Here is an 18,043-nt window from a genome sequence, read left to right on the forward strand (position 1 = left end):
ATCACATGCAAAATTATTTAGAATTCAACTTCAGAATTTCTCCGCTTCAACCATGGAATGAAATATTAATGGCAGAACTTATCGAAATAGGCTTTGACAGTTTTACGGAAGAATTGGAAGGAATTCTGGGTTATATCCAGAAAGATTTATTTAATGAAAATGAATTGAAGGCACTGCCTCTTTTTGAAAATGAAAATGTAACAATTGAATATACTTTCCAGGAAATGCCAAACATCAACTGGAATGAGGAATGGGAGAAAAATTTCTCACCCATTAATATTGATGATAAAGTCTTGATCAGAGCTGAATTTCATGATTCCGTACCCGGAATGCATGAAATCATTATCCAGCCTAAAATGTCTTTCGGAACCGGACATCATCCTACGACCCATCTCATGATCCAGCAAATGATGGATATTGACTTTCATGGTAAAAAGGTTTTGGATATGGGCTGCGGAACTTCAGTATTGGCCATTTATGCAAAGCAACAGGGAGCTGATGATGTGAAAGCTATTGATATTGATGAATGGTCTGTTGAAAATTCTAAAGAAAATGCTGAAAGAAATAATGTTATCCTTGATATTGAGCAGGGAACCGCAGAGAATCTGGGAAAAGAGCATTATGATGTTATCTTGGCGAATATCAACCGTAACATTTTGATTTCAGATATTCCTACTTATGTTTCTGTTTTAAATAACGGGGGTAAATTATTGCTGTCAGGATTGTGCTTCTTCGATGTAGATGATATTCTTGAAGTATGTAAGGCAAATAACCTTGAGTTAAAAAAACAGCTGCAGAGAGAAGAGTGGGTAAGCTTATTGCTTGAAAAATAAGAATATAAAATTATTGTATGAAATCTCTTTTCATTGTTTTATTTTTGGGTCTTCTGCAGTTCTTTTCAGCACAGGAGGAGGAATACCCTTACGGGGTTTTTAATTTTCAGGAAAATAAAACACAAAAAATATTTACCGATTGGACGAGGGTAAGGCAGGAGCCTAAAGTAGATGCACAAATTCTCGACTCTTTGCAAACCAATCAGCAGATTCTTATTGTTAAGAAAGAAGAAGTAGTTTTAAAATTAGGAGAAAGGTCTTCCAACTGGTATAAAATATCCTATCAGAAGGGAGAACAGGTTGCTGAAGGGTACATCTGGGGCGGAAATCTTTGTGTAGGATACAGAAATAAAAACGGATATGATTTTCTTTTTGGTCTTTCAAAAACTGAAAACAGAAAGGATAAAAGATCAGGGGAAAATTTTAAACAAAATATAGCCAGTATTAAAGTGCTTGAAGGTAATACCCTGGTAGATGAGGTTTTCTTTAATACAGGACGTGGGGAAGAATTGAGCTATGGAACTTTTACCGTAGAAAGCAACCATAAACTGCAAAATGTGGAGCTTACCCTAAAAGCTGTGGTTTCCGGGGAAGCGTGTGGTATTGCCAGCTACGACCAATATGTATTGTTTAAAGATAAAAAGTTAATTGCATTGCCGCAGCTGATGAATGTTGGAGATGCCGATGTTTATTATCACAGTGAAAATTTTATATTTCCCAATGATAAAGGAGGATCTCCTAATACCATTATCTTCAAAATGGAGGAAATGGAAAAGGATGAAAAAGACAGGGAAAAGAAAAAATATTCCTCAAAAACCTATCTCTGGAATGGAACTTCTTACCAACTAAAATAATAATCCCGCTGTAAAACAGCGGGATTTTTTGTTATTTATCAGGTATAGATAAAACTGTAAAAAAGACTTTCTTATTTTAAGGAGTAGTTTTTACTGCATTATACATCATTGAGTCTTTCTGTTGGTCAGTATAATCATATTTGTAGTGATAAAATGAAGATTCCCAATCACCATAACCAACATTAGGAATGATAATGAATTTTTTTCCGAAATCCTTTGCTGAATTCTTTACTGCAGCAGACCTTTCTGTTTCTGATTTTTTGTCGAATATGCCGGAGAAGTCAGAAAGATTATCTCCCAACAATAAAACAATATTATAATCTTTAGCAATATCAGCTCTTCGGTTTTCTTTACTGCTTTCCTTTGCACGGAGGATAAGGTTGGTATCATTTTGAAGCGGGAAATTGTATTTCTTCAAGTTTTTTACTGTTCCTGCACGTTCCTGCTCCAGACGATTGGTTACATAAAATACCTGAACACCCTTGCCAGCGGCATATTGGTAAAATTCCTGAGAGCCCGTAAGCGGTTTTGCAATTCCCTTAGCGGTCCATTCCTCCCAGGTGGCCTGGTCATAACCCTTTCCCATCTTAGAACGTTCAACGGCATAATAAGAATTATCTAAAAAAGTCTCATCAATATCTGAAACAATAGCTAAAGGTTTTTCTGATTTTTGTAGTAAAGCTTCATCCAAACGGAGCCTGGCTATATTATATGCCTGGAGACAAAGTGCTTCGTATTCTGCTGCCCGTTGCTGATAAAACGCAGCGTATATTTTTCCGTCACGCCCAAGATTCTGAGAAGGACCGTCCTGGACAGAAACGTTTGAAACCGGAGCTGCTGTTTTGCAAGATAATACCAAAACAAACAAACAGTTTGCGATAATGAATTTAAAATTTTTCATTGAATTAATATAGAGAAAACAAATTTAGGGCTATTTGGTTTTTGCTGCAATTAAATGGATAGATTGCCGGATAAATATTTGTCTCTTTGAAAATTTAAGAAAGTTAAGTAGTATATAATCAGTGTTTTTATGACATAAAAATATGGTGAATATGGAGCACAAAAAAACTCAGGATTCGAACCTTTGACCGTCCCGATTGAAATCGGGATGCTCTATCCTGTCTGATAAATTAATTGAAGTTATAGGACATAAAAAAACTCACAATAAAAATTGTGAGTTTAAAAGTGAGCGCGAAAGGATTCGAACCTTTGACCGTCTGCTTAGAAGGCAGATGCTCTATCCAGCTGAGCTACGCACCCTTGAAAAAGTCGGGGCGGCAGGATTCGAACCTGCGACCTCCTGGTCCCAAACCAGGCGCGATGACCGGACTACGCTACGCCCCGATTAAAGGTCATCTGAAACGAATTTTACGTCGTTTTTTGTGGGTGCAAATATATAGAGTTTTTTTGAATTATAAAAATAAAAATCAATAAAATATTTTTTAATTAAACGAAAGACTTGCTATAAGGCTTTTAATCATTATGTTAAATGTATAAGGGATTTTTTGTTTTGCAATGCAGGTCAATCAAATTACTTTTATATGGTAAGTATGGTTAATATTTATTAAATGTAAAAAATTGACAAAATCATCTGCTCACAAAACAATCAATACATTAAATAAACAATTTACAACATTCTTCTCACAAATTGTAGCAGAAACTTTATGTAACAACCGTGGATGGCGCCTTAAAAATGAGTATTATTGTAAGAAAATTAATTTCTGCAAAATATATGGGGCATTGGGAGATCTTTTTGTTTTTTTTAATCATCGCTTTCATTTATTCTTCCGTGGGTTTTGGCGGAGGATCCAGTTATCTTGCAGTTCTTGCCATGTATAACCTTCCTTACCAGGAAATACGTTTAACGGCACTTATTTGTAATGTTATTGTGGTCATTGGAGGGGTATTCATTTACATCAGAAATAAGCAGACGGACTGGAGGAAAATAATACCGCTTACCATTATAAGTGTTCCTATGGCATTCTTGGGAGCGGTTTTAAAAATACGCCAGGAAACTTTTTTTCTGATATTAGGGATCACTTTGATCATTGCGGCATTGTTGCTTTGGATAAGAACAGATTTAAAAAATGGAGAAGATCACCCGGAACGTACGGGCACTTCTCTATTCAAAAACGGACTCCTGGGAGGTGGAATAGGATTTTTATCTGGATTGGTAGGCATTGGTGGGGGAATTTTTCTTTCCCCTCTCTTAAACCTTATGAAATGGGATACTCCACGAAAAATTGCAGCAACATCAAGTGTTTTCATCCTGGTCAATTCAGTGTCAGGGATTTTCGGACAGTTATCCAAACTCTCTGCCGATATGGATTATTTCAGAATTCTGAGTTTATGTTTTGCCGTATTTATCGGTGGACAGGTAGGTTCCAGAATGTCCCTGAAATGGAATCCTTTGGTCATCAAAAGAATGACCGCTATTTTGGTACTGGTGGCCGGGATAAATGTTTTAATAAAATATTGGTAAAAAGCTAAATGTAAAAATGATAATTAAAATATTAGCATTCGGAATAACGAAAGATATTTTCGGAGGTTCAGAAAAAGAAATAGAAATAAATGAAGGAGCAAGCGTCAAAGTACTCAAGGAGTTTCTGGAAAAAGATTTTCCGGATCTTAAAAAACTAAAATCCTATTTTATTGCCATTGACGATGAATATGCGGAGGACAATCAGATCATTGAAGTCTCTAACGAAATAGCAATAATCCCTCCGGTAAGCGGAGGGTAACAACTATGGTTGATATTAAAATAACAGAAAATATACTGGATCTTACAAATTGCTTTACCCTTGCTTCCGATCCTGCATATGGAGGGATTGCGTCATTTGTAGGGACGGTAAGAAATCATACGAAAGGCCAGGCTGTCATCCGTTTGGAATATGAATGTTACGAGTCTATGGCGGTTAAGGAGATGCGGAAAATAGCAGATGAAGCTATTTCCTTATTTTCGGTAAAAAATATTGTAATTCATCACCGTACAGGGATTTTATTTCCTGGTGATGCAGCAGTGATAATCGTGGTGAGCGATGGTCACCGGAATACTGTTTTTGATGCGTGCAGCTATGTTATTGAAAATATAAAAAAAAACGTTCCCATCTGGAAAAAAGAAATTTTTGATAATGGAGAAGAGTGGGTTTCAGCCCACCCGTAATTTGAGGAATAAAATTTTGTATCTTTAAGTATCAATTATTAAATTATGAAAGCCCATCTGTTATCAAATAAATCGGTAAAGCAGATAGAAATCGTCAAAGTTAAGGACAACAGCAGTTTCCAATATACGGATGATGTTTCTGTTGAGGAACCTTTAGAAATAAGGGTGGTCTATCATTTAGCAGATAAAAAAGAATCGAGGAATATATCTGTAACAATGAGAACACCTGGTAATGATGCAGAGCTGGCTGCTGGCTTTTTATTTACGGAAGGGATTATTTTTGACCATAAACAAATTGAAAGCATATACGCTCCTCAGGCAGAATGTGCCAGGAACAGCGAAAATATTATCATTGTTGAACTTGCAGAAGGTTTTGTTCCTGACCTTATGAATGCTGACAGGAACTTTTATACTACTTCCAGTTGTGGGGTTTGTGGAAAAGGATCCATTGAATCTATAAGAACAGTGAGTTCTTTTCATAACCAGACAAAAGAAAATATAGAGGTTTCTCTGGAAACCCTGTATCAATTATCTGAAAAGCTACAGTCTTTCCAGAATAATTTTAGTGCTACAGGCGGTATACATGCCTCCGGTATCTTTGACCGGGAAGGTAACCTTCTGGCGTTGCGTGAAGATGTGGGAAGACATAATGCTTTGGATAAACTCATCGGTCATGCATTATCAGCAGGGCTCCTGCCGCTTCATGATAAAATTTTGGTATTGAGTGGAAGAGCCAGTTTTGAGCTTATTCAGAAAGCGGCAATGGCCGGTATTTCCATTGTTGCAGCAATAGGAGCTCCTTCCAGCCTTGCGGTAGATCTGGCAAAAGAATTTGATATCACTTTATTAGGCTTTCTCCGGGACAACCGGTTTAATATTTACCATTCCGGCAGCCATTTTAAAATTGAAAATGTATTATGAAAATAAGAATTAAAGATAACTCGATGAGATTTCGTCTTACCCAATCCGAAGTGGCAAAATTAGGAGAAGACGGAATGATCTCCAGCTTTACGGAATTTGTGGACCGTCCGTTTATTTACTCTATCGAAAGAACAGAAGATGTGGATCTCTCCGCGGCTTTCATTGAAAACAGGATTGTTCTGAAAATGCCGGCAACAATGATCACGGAATGGATTTCCACGGATAGAGTCGGTTTTGAAGGGCAGACCGGAAAAATCAAACTCTTGATAGAAAAAGATTTTGTATGTATTGATAATACAGTGGAAGACCAAAGTGACAATTATCCCAACCCGAACATAAAATGCTAATTTTTCATCTTTTTAAATGTAGAAATTATGGAAAACAAAGATATATTCAATAAAAAAGAGATCAGCAGATTACCTTCTGCAGAACCACCTTATAAACTGCTGGATCTGAAGCTGAAACCACCAAAAGCATGGGCAGCAGGAGTTCCTGCAGTTATTCATTCATTGGATCAGTTGGTGCTGAATGCCTCTGTTCTTCGTGGAGGGAGAGCTCTTTTCAGTATGAATCAGTTTGATGGTTTCGATTGTCCGAGCTGCGCGTGGCCAGACCCGGATGACGAACGTTCCAGATTGGGCGAATATTGTGAAAACGGGGCAAAAGCCTTAGCAGAAGAAGCGACTTCAAAAAAGATCGGGGCTGACTTTTTCAAAGAAAACTCCGTATATGATTTGGCAAAGATGACAGATTTTGAAATCAGCCAGTTGGGAAGAATAGCGGAGCCTATGTATCTGCCTAAAGGAGGAACACATTATCAGCCAATCAGCTGGGATAATGCTTTTAAGAAAATCTCTGAAAAACTAAACGCTCTGGACTCGCCCGACGAAGCCATATTTTACACATCCGGAAGAACAAGTAATGAAGCAACATGGGTTTACCAGTTGTTTGCCAGAGAATTCGGAACCAATAATTTTCCGGACTGTTCTAATATGTGCCATGAAACTTCCGGTTATGCTCTATCAAGAAGTATAGGTATTGGAAAAGGAACCGTAAAGCTAGAAGACTTCTATGACACGGATCTTATCATAATCATAGGGCAGAATCCCGGGACCAATTCACCAAGAATGCTCTCCGCCCTAACTAAAGGAAAGAAAAACGGAGCAAAAATTATGGCTGTCAATCCGCTTCCCGAAGCCGGATTAAAAGGATTCAAAAATCCTCAGGATGTTCGGGCTCTGCTCAATAAACCATATGAATTGTCAGATCTGTATCTTCCTGTTAGGATTAATGGAGATATGGCGCTTTTAAAAGCACTGCAAATTCTTGTGCTGGAAGAAGAAGCTAAAAATCCGGGAAAAGTTCTTGACCAGGATTTTATAGCGAACAACACCGCCGGATTTAATGAATTGGTTGAGGAATTAAAAAAATATGATCTCAACTTTTTATCGGAAGAATGTGGTATTCCGGTTGAGAGCTTGAGAGAAGCTGCACAAATGATTGCCTCAAAAAAAAGGATTATCATTTGTTGGGGAATGGGAATTACACAGCAGCATAATGGTGTGGAAATGATTTACAATATTGTGAATCTCCTATTGATGAAAGGAAGTATAGGAATTCAGGGTGGAGGTGCGTGTCCGGTTAGAGGGCATAGCAATGTTCAGGGTAACAGGACGTTACTTATTAACCATCATCCAACGAAGGAACAATTGGATAGGCTGCAGGAATATTACGGCTTTGAAGTACCAAGAAAAGGTGGATATGATGTTGTAAATGCACTCAAAGCGATGCATGAAGGTAAAGTGAAATTCATGTTCTGCATGGGAGGTAATTTTCTTTCTGCTGCACCAGATACCACTTTTACAGCAGAAGCGATGCGCAGTCTTGAAATGTCTGTGATTGTTTCAGTAAAATTAAATAGAAACCACCTTATCCACGGGAAGGAAGCCTTGATCTTACCGGTCATCTCCAGAAGTGAAAAAGATATGATCAATGGGGAACTTCAGCATGTAAGCACAGAAAATTCAATGGGCGTTGTGGAATGGTCAAGAGGGGTTCTCGATCCTATTTCAAAAAACCTGATCAATGAAACCCATGTTGCCTGCAGAATGGCGAAAGCGGTGTTAGGGGAACGCTCAGTTGTGGATTGGGATAAGTTTATCAACAGCTATGATGCCGTTCGTCACGATATTGAGCAATGTATTCCCGGATTTGAAAATTATAACAAAAGGGTAGTGCAAAAAGGAGGTTTCTATCTTCCGAACGGGCCCAGAGATGGGATCTTCAATAGTGAATTTTACCCGGGCAAAGCTGCTTTCAATATAACTGCTGTACCGGATAATTCGCTTGCAGATGACGAATACCTGATGGGAACAACCAGAACCCATGATCAGTTCAATACGGTTGTTTATGGTTTAAATGACCGTTACCGCGGGATCTTCAATGAAAGGAGGGTCGTTATGATGAATGAAAAAGATATCGAAAAGGCAGGTCTTAAAGAAGGGGATCATGTAGATCTTTTCAATTATGATGATGGTATCGAAAGGATTGCACCGCTTTTCATTGTCGTAAAATATCCTATTCCACAGAAAAGCACCATGACCTATTTCCCGGAAACCAACGTTCTGGTATCAATCAATAATGTAGTTAACGGAGCCAATATGCCGGCTTCAAAATATGTCCGCATTAAAATCCGAAAACATGATCCTGATATTTTTAAAAAGATTGATGACCATGTGATTGCAGCAGCCGGAACAAGTGTGGAGTAATGCGTGAAATATTTTATTGCTTAAACAGATTATAGACATGAGAAGACTGTTTTTTGTTTTCATATTTTCTTTTTGTGGATTGCTGTCAGCTCAGACAGAATTCAAATTAAAAGTTTCCGGTGAAGTTGCCCATCCTTTGGATTTAAGCGTATCCGACCTTTCAAAAATGCCGAGAAAAGACGCCGTAATGAAGGACAAAGATGGAAGCTCACATATTTTTACGGGGGTTCCTATCCTGGACGTCTTGGAAAAGGCAGGAGTTCCGTCCGGAAAAGCACTTCATGGAGCAGAAAACCTTTCAAAATATGTACTGATAAAATGTTCGGATGGTTATCAGGTTTTATTTTCACTGGCAGAGCTGGACGCTTCCATTCAGGATAAAAATGTCATTATTGCAGATACTGTAGATGGGAAACCTTTGCCAAAGGAAAAAGGTCCCCTCAGGATTATTGCGGAAGGGGAAAAGAAGCCGGCAAGAAGTTCTTATCAGGTTAGAGAAATTTTTATTAGTTCAATAAAAAATTAATTGTAAATGGACTCATCGAAACTTAAAAATCGTTGGCTGATAGCTGCTTCTGCAATCGGTATTCATATTTCTATAGGCTCTGTGTATGCCTATTCTGTAATGACAAATCCTGTGGGAGAGATTTTTAAAATAGATGAAGGAACCATAAAGTGGGCATTTAAAATTGCCATTCTATTACTTGGTTTATCCGCAGCGTTTATGGGAACCTGGGTAGAAAAAGTAGGACCTAAAAAAAGTGGAACTGTTGCGGGAATTTTTTACGGAGTGGGAATCTTAGGTTCTGGGCTGGCCGTACAAATTGTATCCCTGCCTTTATTTTTGATCAGCTATGGATTCATAGGGGGTATAGGATTAGGAATTGGATACATAACACCGGTAAGCACCCTGGTAAAATGGTTTCCTGACAGGCGTGGCCTGGCAACAGGAATGGCAATAATGGGATTTGGTTTTTCAGCTTTGATATTCGGTCCCCTGATGCAAATTTTATTTGAAAAAGTAGGTGTTTCTAATGCTTTTTATATTTTGGGAAGTATTTATCTGGTTGTGATTCTTTTGTCTTCAAGTTACATAGAAAAACCACCGGAAGGTTATTTGCCCAAAGGGTTTAATCCTTCCGAAAGTAAGACCGCAACAAATGATATAGCCTATATAGATGCAAAAACTGCATTGAAGACAAAACGATTCTATTATATCTGGATCATGATGTTTATTAACATTACCTGTGGTATTGCAATTATTGCGGCAGCGAGTCCGATGACTCAGGAGAAACTTCATTATACCGCTTTGCAGGCAGCTGCAGTTGTGGGTTTAATTGGCGTATTCAACGGGATTGGAAGATTGCTTTGGTCTGGTTTATCAGATTACCTGGGAAGGGCTAATACCTATATTTTATTTTTTGTATTTCAGATTTTAGCTTATTATTTCTTACCTCAAATTTCCATAGAAATTTTATTTCTTGCTATTCTCTTTACCGTTATTACAATGTACGGTGGAGGTTTCGCTACACTTCCTGCATTTCTGGGAGACTTGTTTGGTACAAAACAATTAGGTGCAATACATGGATTTGTGCTTACAGCCTGGGCATTAGCAGGGGTAGCCGGTCCCTCGATATATGACTATGTTAAAAAACAGACCGGATCCCTAACGACTACCTTAGAGGTTTTTTCAGGAATGTTCGTGATCGCACTTATTGTTTCGGTTCTGATGAAAATGAATATTAATCAATTGAAAAAAGAAAGGCAAAAATAATGATCATAAGAAAAAAAGAACATTGGTTCAGAATGCTTTTTGTTTGGCACGGCTCTGTTTTGCCTGCATTGCTTCCCCGGTTGGGATTGCTTTTAATTCTTTCTTTATTGGTCACTTATTTTCATGGAATCATTTTCTCTTTTAAAGTTCCGTTAAATCCTGCACCACTTACCTTGTTCGGTTTTGTACTGGCCTTATTCCTGGGATTCAGGAACAATGCCAGCTATGATAGGTTCTGGGAAGGAAGAAAGCTGTGGGGCGCTCTGCTGAATACTTCCAGGGCACTGACCCGCCAGGCAATCACGCTGAAAAATATAAAGGAAGATCAGGATTCAGTTCACAATTTTGTGCAGTTGCTGGGTGCATTTGTTTTTGCACTGAAACACCAGCTGAGAGGAACGGACGCTTATGAAGATTTAAAATCCAGGCTTAACGAAGATCAGCTGAAACTTGTTGCTGCATCAAAATATAAACCGGCTGTTATTATGCGCCTTCTTGCAGAATGGGTTCAGAAGCTAAAAGATGAAGGGGGAATGGATTCTATCCAGCAGGCACGTTTTGATGAAAACTTTGATAAGCTTTCTGATATCTTAGGAGGTTGTGAAAGAATAATTTCTACCCCTATTCCATACAGCTACAGGGTTTTACTGCACCGGACTGTATATATATACTGTTTTCTGTTGCCTTTCGGACTTGTAGATTCTCTTGGATGGTTTACCCCTCTTATTGTTGTATTTGTTGCGTATACATTTGTTGCATTTGAAGCGATAGCGGATGAAATCGAGGAGCCGTTCGGAACAGATGCGAATGATTTAGCTCTTAACAGCATGTGTATCATGATTGACGAGACCATTCATGAGATGGTGGGAGAACATATTGCTGTTTCCAGAAAGAATACCCAGAATATTATTGATTGATCCCTTCTCAAAAGACAGGTATGGAAGCTTCAGAAAAGCAATTGATTTATACAGTTGGACATTCTGTTCATTCATTAGAATACTTTATTGAAATACTTAATTCGTTTAAGATTGAGATGCTGGTTGATATCCGGCGGTTTCCGGGATCAAAAAGATATCCATGGTTTAATAGAGAAAATTTGGAAATACACCTACGCGAAAATAGTATAGGATATGCCCATCTTGAAGAATTGGGAGGAAGGAGAAAGGTACAGCCGGATTCAATAAACAGCCGGTGGCGGAATGAATCTTTCCGTGGGTACGCCGATTATATGCAAACCGGAGAATTTGTAGCGGCTATAGAAAAACTTGAAGATATTGCTAGGGAAAAAATTACGGCTTTTATGTGTTCGGAAGCGGTATGGTGGAGCTGCCATAGGGCTATGGTGTCAGATTATCTTAAAGCAAAGGGCTGGAAAGTCGAGCATATAATGAATGTCGGTAAAACAGAAGAACATCCTTACACTTCACCGGCAAGAATAAGTGATGGCAAAGTTTTTTATTCCGACGAAAGTTTATTTGATTAGTTTTTGTTTTATCTGTGTATTTTGTGAATACCATCTTTTAAAGAAAACACTTCCTTCTCAGGAAAAAGACTTTTAATTTTCCTCACTGCTTCTGCGCTGCGTTTTCCGGATAGGCAATAAGCTAAAATAGGCCGGGTAAGCCCGGAAATATATTCTGAATGATGTTGTAGCTCATCTACAGCTATATTGACTCCTCCAATATTAAACTCTTCATGCTCTTCTGGAGTGCGGACATCTATGATTTCAAAGTGATCTTTATCCTGCATCAACTGTTCAAATGTAATGGTCTCAACTGTCTGAGATAAGCTTGTAATGGGTACGGCAAGTTTTCTTAATTTAATAATTTGGGTTTTGCCATTCAGCATATTCATCATCCAGAGTTTTCCTGCCAATAAATCTTCAGGATTTGTAAAATATTTTATAGCTTCATTTGCCTGCATGCATCCTACAATTCCTGCCAGTGTAGGAAGTACTCCGCCTTCTCTGCAGTTGGGAACCTTTGATTCTTCTGCATTAGGAAAAACATCGCGGTAATTGGGTGAGTATGTACCGTCTTTCTGCTTAACATTCCATATGCTTACCTGGCCTTCATATTGGTAAATAGCACCATAAACCAAAGGTTTTCCGGTTAAAGCGCAAGCGTCGTTCAGCAAGCATTTTGTTTCAAAATTATCTGTTCCTTCAATAATCAGATCAAAATCAGAAATTAAATCCATGACATTTTCGGAAGTTACCCGAAAATTAAAAGGAGTGATTTTCACTAATGGATTTTGTTGCTGTAATTTTTTGGTGGCAATGTCAATTTTTGATTTCCCGATATCCTCCGGAGTATACAAAATCTGGCGGTGCAGGTTGCTTTCAGAAACAATATCGTCATCTGCAAGACCAATCGTTCCTATACCAGAAGCAGCAAGATACTGTGCTGAAGGACATCCAAGTCCTCCCATGCCCACGATGAGAACTTTAGCATTTTTAAGGAGTTCCTGAGAAGCTATCCCAAATCCGGGTAAAGCCATCTGGCAATGATAACGTTCAAGAGAGGTATTCATATCAGCCTTTAATTAAATTTATTTTCTTAAAATCTCCTGTGCTTTTGCCATATCTTCAGGAGTATTTACATTCATTAAAGAATCCGGGTTATCTGTTTTCAGGATTAACGTATCACTGTTAATAAGAACTTTTCTTGGGCAGGTATTTCCTGATCCCAAAAAATTCAGAAGCAGAGGATAGCTTTTAGGTTCCCAGATTGTAATTAATGGTTCAGGTAGTCCGTCAAAAGGGCTTTCGTAGGTTGTTGCCGCTTTTTCAGGGTTTCTGGATTGTATCAGAAATTCTAATGCATTTTTATCCAGCAAAGGAAGATCGCAGGCTACTACCAGCCATGCTTTATCTCTCTGGGAGCGCAATGCCGAAAGTATTCCTCCAAAAGGGCCCATGTCCAGAAAAGTATCGGTAAGGGCGTTGTAATCACTATTAAAATTTTCCAGCTGGTCCTGTCTGCAGGAAATAAAGACTTCCTCACAAAATGGAGCTAAAAGATCAGCCGCATAATACCTCTGCTCTTTGCCATGCCAGTTGATTTTATCTTTAGGATTTCCCATTCGCCGGCTTTTTCCTCCTGCCAGTACCAGCCCGTTGAGTCTGGGGAAATCAGTCTCTTTTGAAATCATTTTTTCCTCCTGTTTTTTCGATGAGTTGTATTTCTTTGATCGTAATATCATGGCTCATTGCTTTGCACATGTCATAGATGGTAAGTGCTGCCACAGATGCCCCTGTCAGGGCTTCCATTTCGATGCCGGTCTTAGCTTCAATCTCAGCAGTACAGTAGATTTCAATTTCATTCTGAGAATTGATTTCAATATCTATTTCACAATTATCCATACCAATAGGATGGCACAGCGGGATAAGGTCACCTGTTTTTTTTGCGGCCATTATCCCTGCAATGATGGCAGTTTGAAACACAGAACCTTTTTTAGTTTTAAAGTCATCCTTTTGAAGCGCTTCCAGAATATTTTCAGGAATTATCACAATAGCTTTGGCGGTTGCTTTCCTGTGGGTAACTTTTTTATCACCCACATTCACCATACCTGGTTGTTCCTTTTCGTTAAGATGTGAAAAATTTGTCATGAGTACAATTAAAAATTATATTTCCAGATGGTATAGACTTCGCCTTTCTTAAATTCATTTTTTTCCAGAGGAAGTTCTATAAATGCATGGGTCTCTGCAAGATGGGAGAAATCTCCGGAACCATTGGTATTCACTGATTCTGCAATTACTTGTCCCGATCGATTCACACTGAGTTTTACCTGGGCAAAATATTGCAATGGAAAAGGAAAGTCTATATCATTTTGTAAAACGGCATACCGTACTGTTTCCGGGATTTCTAAAGATTTTTCCAGCCAGGGAATAAAATACCGGTACAGGCACATAAATACGGAAACCGGATTTCCCGGGAATGCAAAAACTAATTTTTCGTTCCGGCTTTTTCCAAACCAGAATGGTTTTCCTGGTCTTTGCTTTATTTTGTGAAAAAGTTTTTCGATTCCCAGCTCTTCACAAGCCTTGGGCAGATAATCGAATTTTCCCATAGAAACTCCGCCACTCATTAGTAAAATATCGTAACGGTCAATACATTGGGAAAGTTCCTTTTTTATGAGTTCAAGATCATCATTCCAATGCAGCCAGTCAGCACTGATCCTATATTTTTCCAAAACAGATTGTATGGTAATTCCATTGGAACGTCTCAGCTGAAATGGGGTAGGGGTTTTGTCAGGTGGCACCATTTCGTCTCCTGTGGAAATAATAGCCACCCTCGGAAGCTTTTTCACTTTCAGAAATGTCTTTCCGACGGACGCGGCAATCCCGAGAATAGACGGTGTTATAGCCTGATTGGCTTTTACCAGTATCTCTCCCACTTTTTTATCCCTTCCTTTCAGGTGGATATTCTGCCCTTTTTTTACATCAATATTGATGTTTGCCACATTGTTGTTGATCAGGATATCTTCATAACGAATCACGGTGTCCATTGAAGAATGCAATGCAGCACCGGTCATAATTTCGACGCAGTTATTTTCTTCATCAATAAAAACCGGAGCTTCACCCGCTGCCTGTACAGCTTTGATGGTAAAGTTGCGCACTCCTTTTTCATAGGATTTGAAACTGATCGCAATTCCATCCACCGTAGGTCTGTCAAAAGGTGGTAAATCACGATCTGCCAAAATATCCTCTGCTAAAATTCTTCCCAAGGCATTTTCATAGGAAATATCTTCTGTTCCGAAATCTCTTATCTGCGAAAAGATAATTTTTTCTGCCTGCTGTACACTGATCATTTCCATAATTATCCTCCTATAGTTGCCATTGACTGATGTATTTGTGATGCGGTCAGACTCAGTTTTTGAGCTTCCCAACCGTCCTTTGGTTTTTGGTGTATGCTGCTGATAATTATATTTTTCAGCTCTTCATCTGTTTTTCCCATACGGATTTCATCCTTCAGATTGATACCGCCCCCTTCATACAAACAGGTTCTCAGAATACCGGAAGGGGTGATTCTTATCCTGTTGCAGTCTCCGCAAAATGAACGGGTATAAGCTGCAATAATCCCTATACCTCCGTCAAAACCAGGAATCTTATAATTATATGATGTTGAACTTTTAGGATCAACTGTCTTTTGGATGTCAGGAAAATGATCTTTTATATAGCTATGAATTTTTGTAAAGTTCCAATTCAGGGAAACATCTGTTTCGCTGCCATTAAAAGGCATCTCTTCAATAAAGCGCACCTCTACCGGAAGACCTTTTGTAAGCAGAACCAACGGAATAATATCTTCGGTATTTTGTCCTTCCATTACCACGGTATTGATTTTTACTTTTATATCATGCTGTAATAAACTATCTAAAGTTTTCATTACCTTATCAAAACTATTTCTCCGGGTAATTTTGAAAAAACGGTCCCTATCCATTGTATCAAGACTTAGATTGACAGATTTTATTCCGTATTGTTTAAGCTGCGGAATATATGGCTCGGTGAGAAGGCCATTAGTGGTTATGCTGAGATCAGTAAGTCCGTTTAATTGTGATATATTTTTGATGAGGTCAATAGAGTTTTTTCTGACAAATGGTTCTCCTCCCGTTATTCTGATTTTATCTACTCCCATGGCTGTAAATACCGAACAGATCCTCAGCATTTCTTCATCGGTCATTAATTCATTCTGCTTAATCCAGGTAAGACCTTTTTCCGGCATGCAATACGTACACCGGAGATTACACCGGTCTACAATAGCAAGCCTTAGATAGTTGATATTCCTTCCAAATTTATCTGTCAACATTTTAAATAAAATAAGTCTTATTACAAATATACTGAATGTTTCCCTTCGGGAAGGGAAATTCTATAATTGCAGATAATAGACCATATTTATTTCACAATTCCGGATATAGATTCTTATTCATATCTATTTTAAGTAACTTTATCCGTCATTAAAATAGAAAATGTCACACGATAATTTTAAAACATTAAAAGATCAGATTAAAGATGTGTATGTTGTGTATCAGGATACAATAAGTTCTTCCGAACTTAATCGTTTTCCCGATCATTCTTTTACAATTATACTTTTAGATGACTGTGAAAAAGGGAATTGTGTTACCGACATAGATACCTATATTTTAAATTCCCGGCAATTATTTGTTCACCTTCCCAATAGAAAATACATATGGGATCTGCCTTCAAATGCAAGTGGCAGAAGATTGATCATTAATGACTCTATTCTTGAAACATTTTCTCCGACATTAAAACATACTTTTTCCCCTCACAGTACCTATGAAATGATCCAGTCAAACGAGGAAGCTTATGAAAAGTTCAGTATGGAATTTGATGCCATCCGTAAAGAGATACATTCGGAAATGGTATTTCCTGAACTTATTAATGCAAGGGTGAGGCTTTTGGCTCTGATGATCAATCTTTGGATAGAGCAGATGTATGGAAAATCTGCATTGAGTGACCATAATAACCCTGCTTTCCGGTTCCATGAACTGGTCGAAACCTATTACAAAACACAAAAAAGTGTAGCTTTTTATGCTGAAAAGCTATGTATTACGCCCAATTATCTAGGTGTTCTATGCAGGAAACAGTATAAAATATCTCCATTGGAATTTATAAAGCAAAGAATAGTATTGGAAGCAAAGAAATTATTACACAGTTCAAATAAATCAATCAAAGAAATAGCTTTTGAGCTTGGGTTTAATAATTTCTCTCATTTTTCATATTTTTTCAGAACACAGACAGGCTGGACTCCGAAGAATTATAGAATAACAATGGATAAGAGTTAAGTTTAATAATCTATTTAATTAAATAAAACGGCATCTTTAAAGGATGCCGTTTGCTATTTTATTATCTGCGAATGGTTACTCCTCCGTCTACGGACAGGTACGAACCCGAAATATAAGACGCTTCTTTTGAGGCCAGGAAAACAATAGCATTGGCTATTTCTTCAGCTTCCCCGATTCGTTTCAGCGGAACTGCTGCTGCGATAGCATTTTTAATATCCTCAGGTGTTTGATGATTCATCGGGGTATCAGTTAATCCCGGAGCTACGGTATTGACTCGGATTTTTCTGTCTGCCAATTCTGTTGCTGCTGTACGGGCAATAGCATCAACGGCACTTTTTGTTGCAGCATAAGCTCCCATTTGTGCATATCCACTGACTGAAACTCCGGAAGAGATCAGGATTATGGAAGCTCCTTCTGCTAAATGCGGAATTAGTTTTTGCAAAGTAAAGAATAAGCCTTTTACATTGATGTTGAACAAATCATCAAAAACTTCTTCAGTCGTTTCTTCAATGGAGTGTTGTTTCGCTATACCTGCGTTCAGCACAAGTACATCAATTTTATTTCCGCTTTCCGCAACTTCTTTTGCCAACGTTTCAATGTCTGGTATTTTCGAAATATCCGACGCGAGGGTTTTTAAATTTTGGCTATTAATTTTTAGTGATGCTGCATTCAGGCTATCACTATTTCTTCCTGTTATTAAAACGTTTGCTCCTTTTGTGATAAATGTTTGGGCAGTTGCCAATCCAATTCCTGCGCTTCCGCCGGTGATTATTATATTTTTATTTTTAAAATCCATTTTTTAAATTTTGAATGATTGGAAAATTAATTTTAAGTCTAAGACTTTTTTGTGTTTGAAATCGATTTCTTTAACGATGCAAAGTTATAATGAATAAATTTATTTTAGTAACTTTGTAACTAAAAGTAAC

At 38.1% G+C, this 18,043-nt stretch carries 20 protein-coding genes and 2 tRNA genes; 13 read left to right on the forward strand and 9 right to left on the reverse strand.

The window, feature by feature from the left end:
* Positions 1-5: 5 nt before the first annotated feature.
* Positions 6-833 carry a 50S ribosomal protein L11 methyltransferase gene (gene prmA, locus PFY10_18485; protein ID WBV56186.1) on the forward strand — a complete coding sequence of 276 codons (828 nt, stop codon included), beginning with the start codon at positions 6-8 and terminating at the stop codon, positions 831-833.
* Between the two features lie 17 nt (positions 834-850).
* Positions 851-1,687, forward strand: coding sequence for an SH3 domain-containing protein (locus PFY10_18490; protein WBV56187.1), 837 nt, complete (start codon positions 851-853; stop codon positions 1,685-1,687).
* Between the two features lie 76 nt (positions 1,688-1,763).
* Here PFY10_18490 and PFY10_18495 read toward each other — a convergent pair whose 3' ends face one another.
* From PFY10_18495 to PFY10_18505, 3 genes are all read right to left on the reverse strand, one after another.
* Entirely contained in the window at positions 1,764-2,588 is an 825-nt protein-coding gene (locus tag PFY10_18495; GenBank protein WBV56188.1) for a 5'-nucleotidase, lipoprotein e(P4) family, read from the reverse strand.
* Positions 2,589-2,873: 285 nt separating this feature from the next.
* Positions 2,874-2,947, reverse strand: a tRNA-Arg gene (locus tag PFY10_18500).
* Between the two features lie 9 nt (positions 2,948-2,956).
* A tRNA-Pro gene (locus tag PFY10_18505) sits at positions 2,957-3,031 on the reverse strand.
* A 349-nt stretch (positions 3,032-3,380) separates the two neighbouring features.
* Between PFY10_18505 and PFY10_18510 the strand changes: the two genes are divergently transcribed.
* From PFY10_18510 to PFY10_18555, 10 genes are read left to right on the forward strand one after another with little or no spacing between them, the layout of a single operon-like run.
* Positions 3,381-4,169, forward strand: coding sequence for a sulfite exporter TauE/SafE family protein (locus tag PFY10_18510; GenBank protein ID WBV56189.1), 789 nt, complete (start codon positions 3,381-3,383; stop codon positions 4,167-4,169).
* A gap of 16 nt (positions 4,170-4,185) precedes the next feature.
* Positions 4,186-4,428 carry a MoaD/ThiS family protein gene (locus tag PFY10_18515; protein WBV56190.1) on the forward strand — a complete coding sequence of 81 codons (243 nt, stop codon included), beginning with the start codon at positions 4,186-4,188 and terminating at the stop codon, positions 4,426-4,428.
* Positions 4,429-4,433: 5 nt separating this feature from the next.
* Positions 4,434-4,850 carry a molybdenum cofactor biosynthesis protein MoaE gene (locus PFY10_18520; protein WBV56191.1) on the forward strand — a complete coding sequence of 139 codons (417 nt, stop codon included), beginning with the start codon at positions 4,434-4,436 and terminating at the stop codon, positions 4,848-4,850.
* 45 nt (positions 4,851-4,895) lie between these two features.
* Positions 4,896-5,771 carry a formate dehydrogenase accessory sulfurtransferase FdhD gene (gene fdhD, locus PFY10_18525; GenBank protein WBV56192.1) on the forward strand — a complete coding sequence of 292 codons (876 nt, stop codon included), beginning with the start codon at positions 4,896-4,898 and terminating at the stop codon, positions 5,769-5,771.
* Positions 5,768-6,118 carry a hypothetical protein gene (locus tag PFY10_18530; protein WBV56193.1) on the forward strand — a complete coding sequence of 117 codons (351 nt, stop codon included), beginning with the start codon at positions 5,768-5,770 and terminating at the stop codon, positions 6,116-6,118. The genes fdhD and PFY10_18530 overlap by 4 nt, the downstream gene beginning before the upstream one ends.
* 27 nt (positions 6,119-6,145) lie before the next feature.
* Complete coding sequence (locus tag PFY10_18535; GenBank protein WBV56194.1) at positions 6,146-8,539, forward strand: FdhF/YdeP family oxidoreductase; 2,394 nt, start codon at positions 6,146-6,148, stop codon at positions 8,537-8,539.
* A 37-nt stretch (positions 8,540-8,576) separates the two neighbouring features.
* Complete coding sequence (locus PFY10_18540) at positions 8,577-9,065, forward strand: molybdopterin-dependent oxidoreductase (GenBank protein ID WBV56195.1); 489 nt, start codon at positions 8,577-8,579, stop codon at positions 9,063-9,065.
* Positions 9,066-9,071: 6 nt separating this feature from the next.
* Positions 9,072-10,313 (forward strand): OFA family MFS transporter, encoded by a 1,242-nt coding sequence (locus PFY10_18545; protein WBV56196.1) that lies wholly within the window; start codon positions 9,072-9,074, stop codon positions 10,311-10,313.
* A complete protein-coding gene (locus PFY10_18550) occupies positions 10,313-11,230 on the forward strand; it encodes a bestrophin family ion channel (protein WBV56197.1) in 918 nt (305 codons plus the stop codon). The genes PFY10_18545 and PFY10_18550 overlap by 1 nt, the downstream gene beginning before the upstream one ends.
* 20 nt (positions 11,231-11,250) lie before the next feature.
* Complete coding sequence (locus tag PFY10_18555; GenBank protein ID WBV56198.1) at positions 11,251-11,796, forward strand: DUF488 domain-containing protein; 546 nt, start codon at positions 11,251-11,253, stop codon at positions 11,794-11,796.
* A gap of 8 nt (positions 11,797-11,804) precedes the next feature.
* Here the strand turns inward: PFY10_18555 and PFY10_18560 are convergent, their stop codons facing one another.
* Genes PFY10_18560 through moaA form a run of 5 tightly spaced genes read right to left on the reverse strand, consistent with a single transcriptional unit; the run spans position 11,805 to position 16,120 of the window.
* Positions 11,805-12,845 carry a HesA/MoeB/ThiF family protein gene (locus PFY10_18560; protein ID WBV56199.1) on the reverse strand — a complete coding sequence of 347 codons (1,041 nt, stop codon included), beginning with the start codon at positions 12,843-12,845 and terminating at the stop codon, positions 11,805-11,807.
* Positions 12,846-12,863: 18 nt separating this feature from the next.
* Positions 12,864-13,466 (reverse strand): NTP transferase domain-containing protein, encoded by a 603-nt coding sequence (locus PFY10_18565; protein ID WBV56200.1) that lies wholly within the window; start codon positions 13,464-13,466, stop codon positions 12,864-12,866.
* Entirely contained in the window at positions 13,447-13,923 is a 477-nt protein-coding gene (gene moaC / locus PFY10_18570; protein WBV56201.1) for a cyclic pyranopterin monophosphate synthase MoaC, read from the reverse strand. The genes PFY10_18565 and moaC overlap by 20 nt, the downstream gene beginning before the upstream one ends.
* Before the next feature lie 8 nt (positions 13,924-13,931).
* Positions 13,932-15,131: a molybdopterin molybdotransferase MoeA gene (locus PFY10_18575; GenBank protein ID WBV56202.1), complete on the reverse strand. Its 1,200-nt coding sequence runs from the start codon at positions 15,129-15,131 to the stop codon at positions 13,932-13,934.
* Positions 15,132-15,133: 2 nt separating this feature from the next.
* Entirely contained in the window at positions 15,134-16,120 is a 987-nt protein-coding gene (gene moaA / locus PFY10_18580; protein WBV56203.1) for a GTP 3',8-cyclase MoaA, read from the reverse strand.
* Between the two features lie 160 nt (positions 16,121-16,280).
* Between moaA and PFY10_18585 the strand changes: the two genes are divergently transcribed.
* Complete coding sequence (locus PFY10_18585; protein WBV56204.1) at positions 16,281-17,117, forward strand: helix-turn-helix domain-containing protein; 837 nt, start codon at positions 16,281-16,283, stop codon at positions 17,115-17,117.
* A gap of 61 nt (positions 17,118-17,178) precedes the next feature.
* Here PFY10_18585 and PFY10_18590 read toward each other — a convergent pair whose 3' ends face one another.
* Positions 17,179-17,913, reverse strand: a complete 735-nt coding sequence (locus tag PFY10_18590; protein WBV56205.1) for an SDR family oxidoreductase — start codon at positions 17,911-17,913, stop codon at positions 17,179-17,181.
* Positions 17,914-18,043 lie beyond the last annotated feature (130 nt).

This window comes from Chryseobacterium daecheongense (assembly GCA_027920525.1).
GTDB lineage: Bacteria > Bacteroidota > Bacteroidia > Flavobacteriales > Weeksellaceae > Chryseobacterium > Chryseobacterium proteolyticum.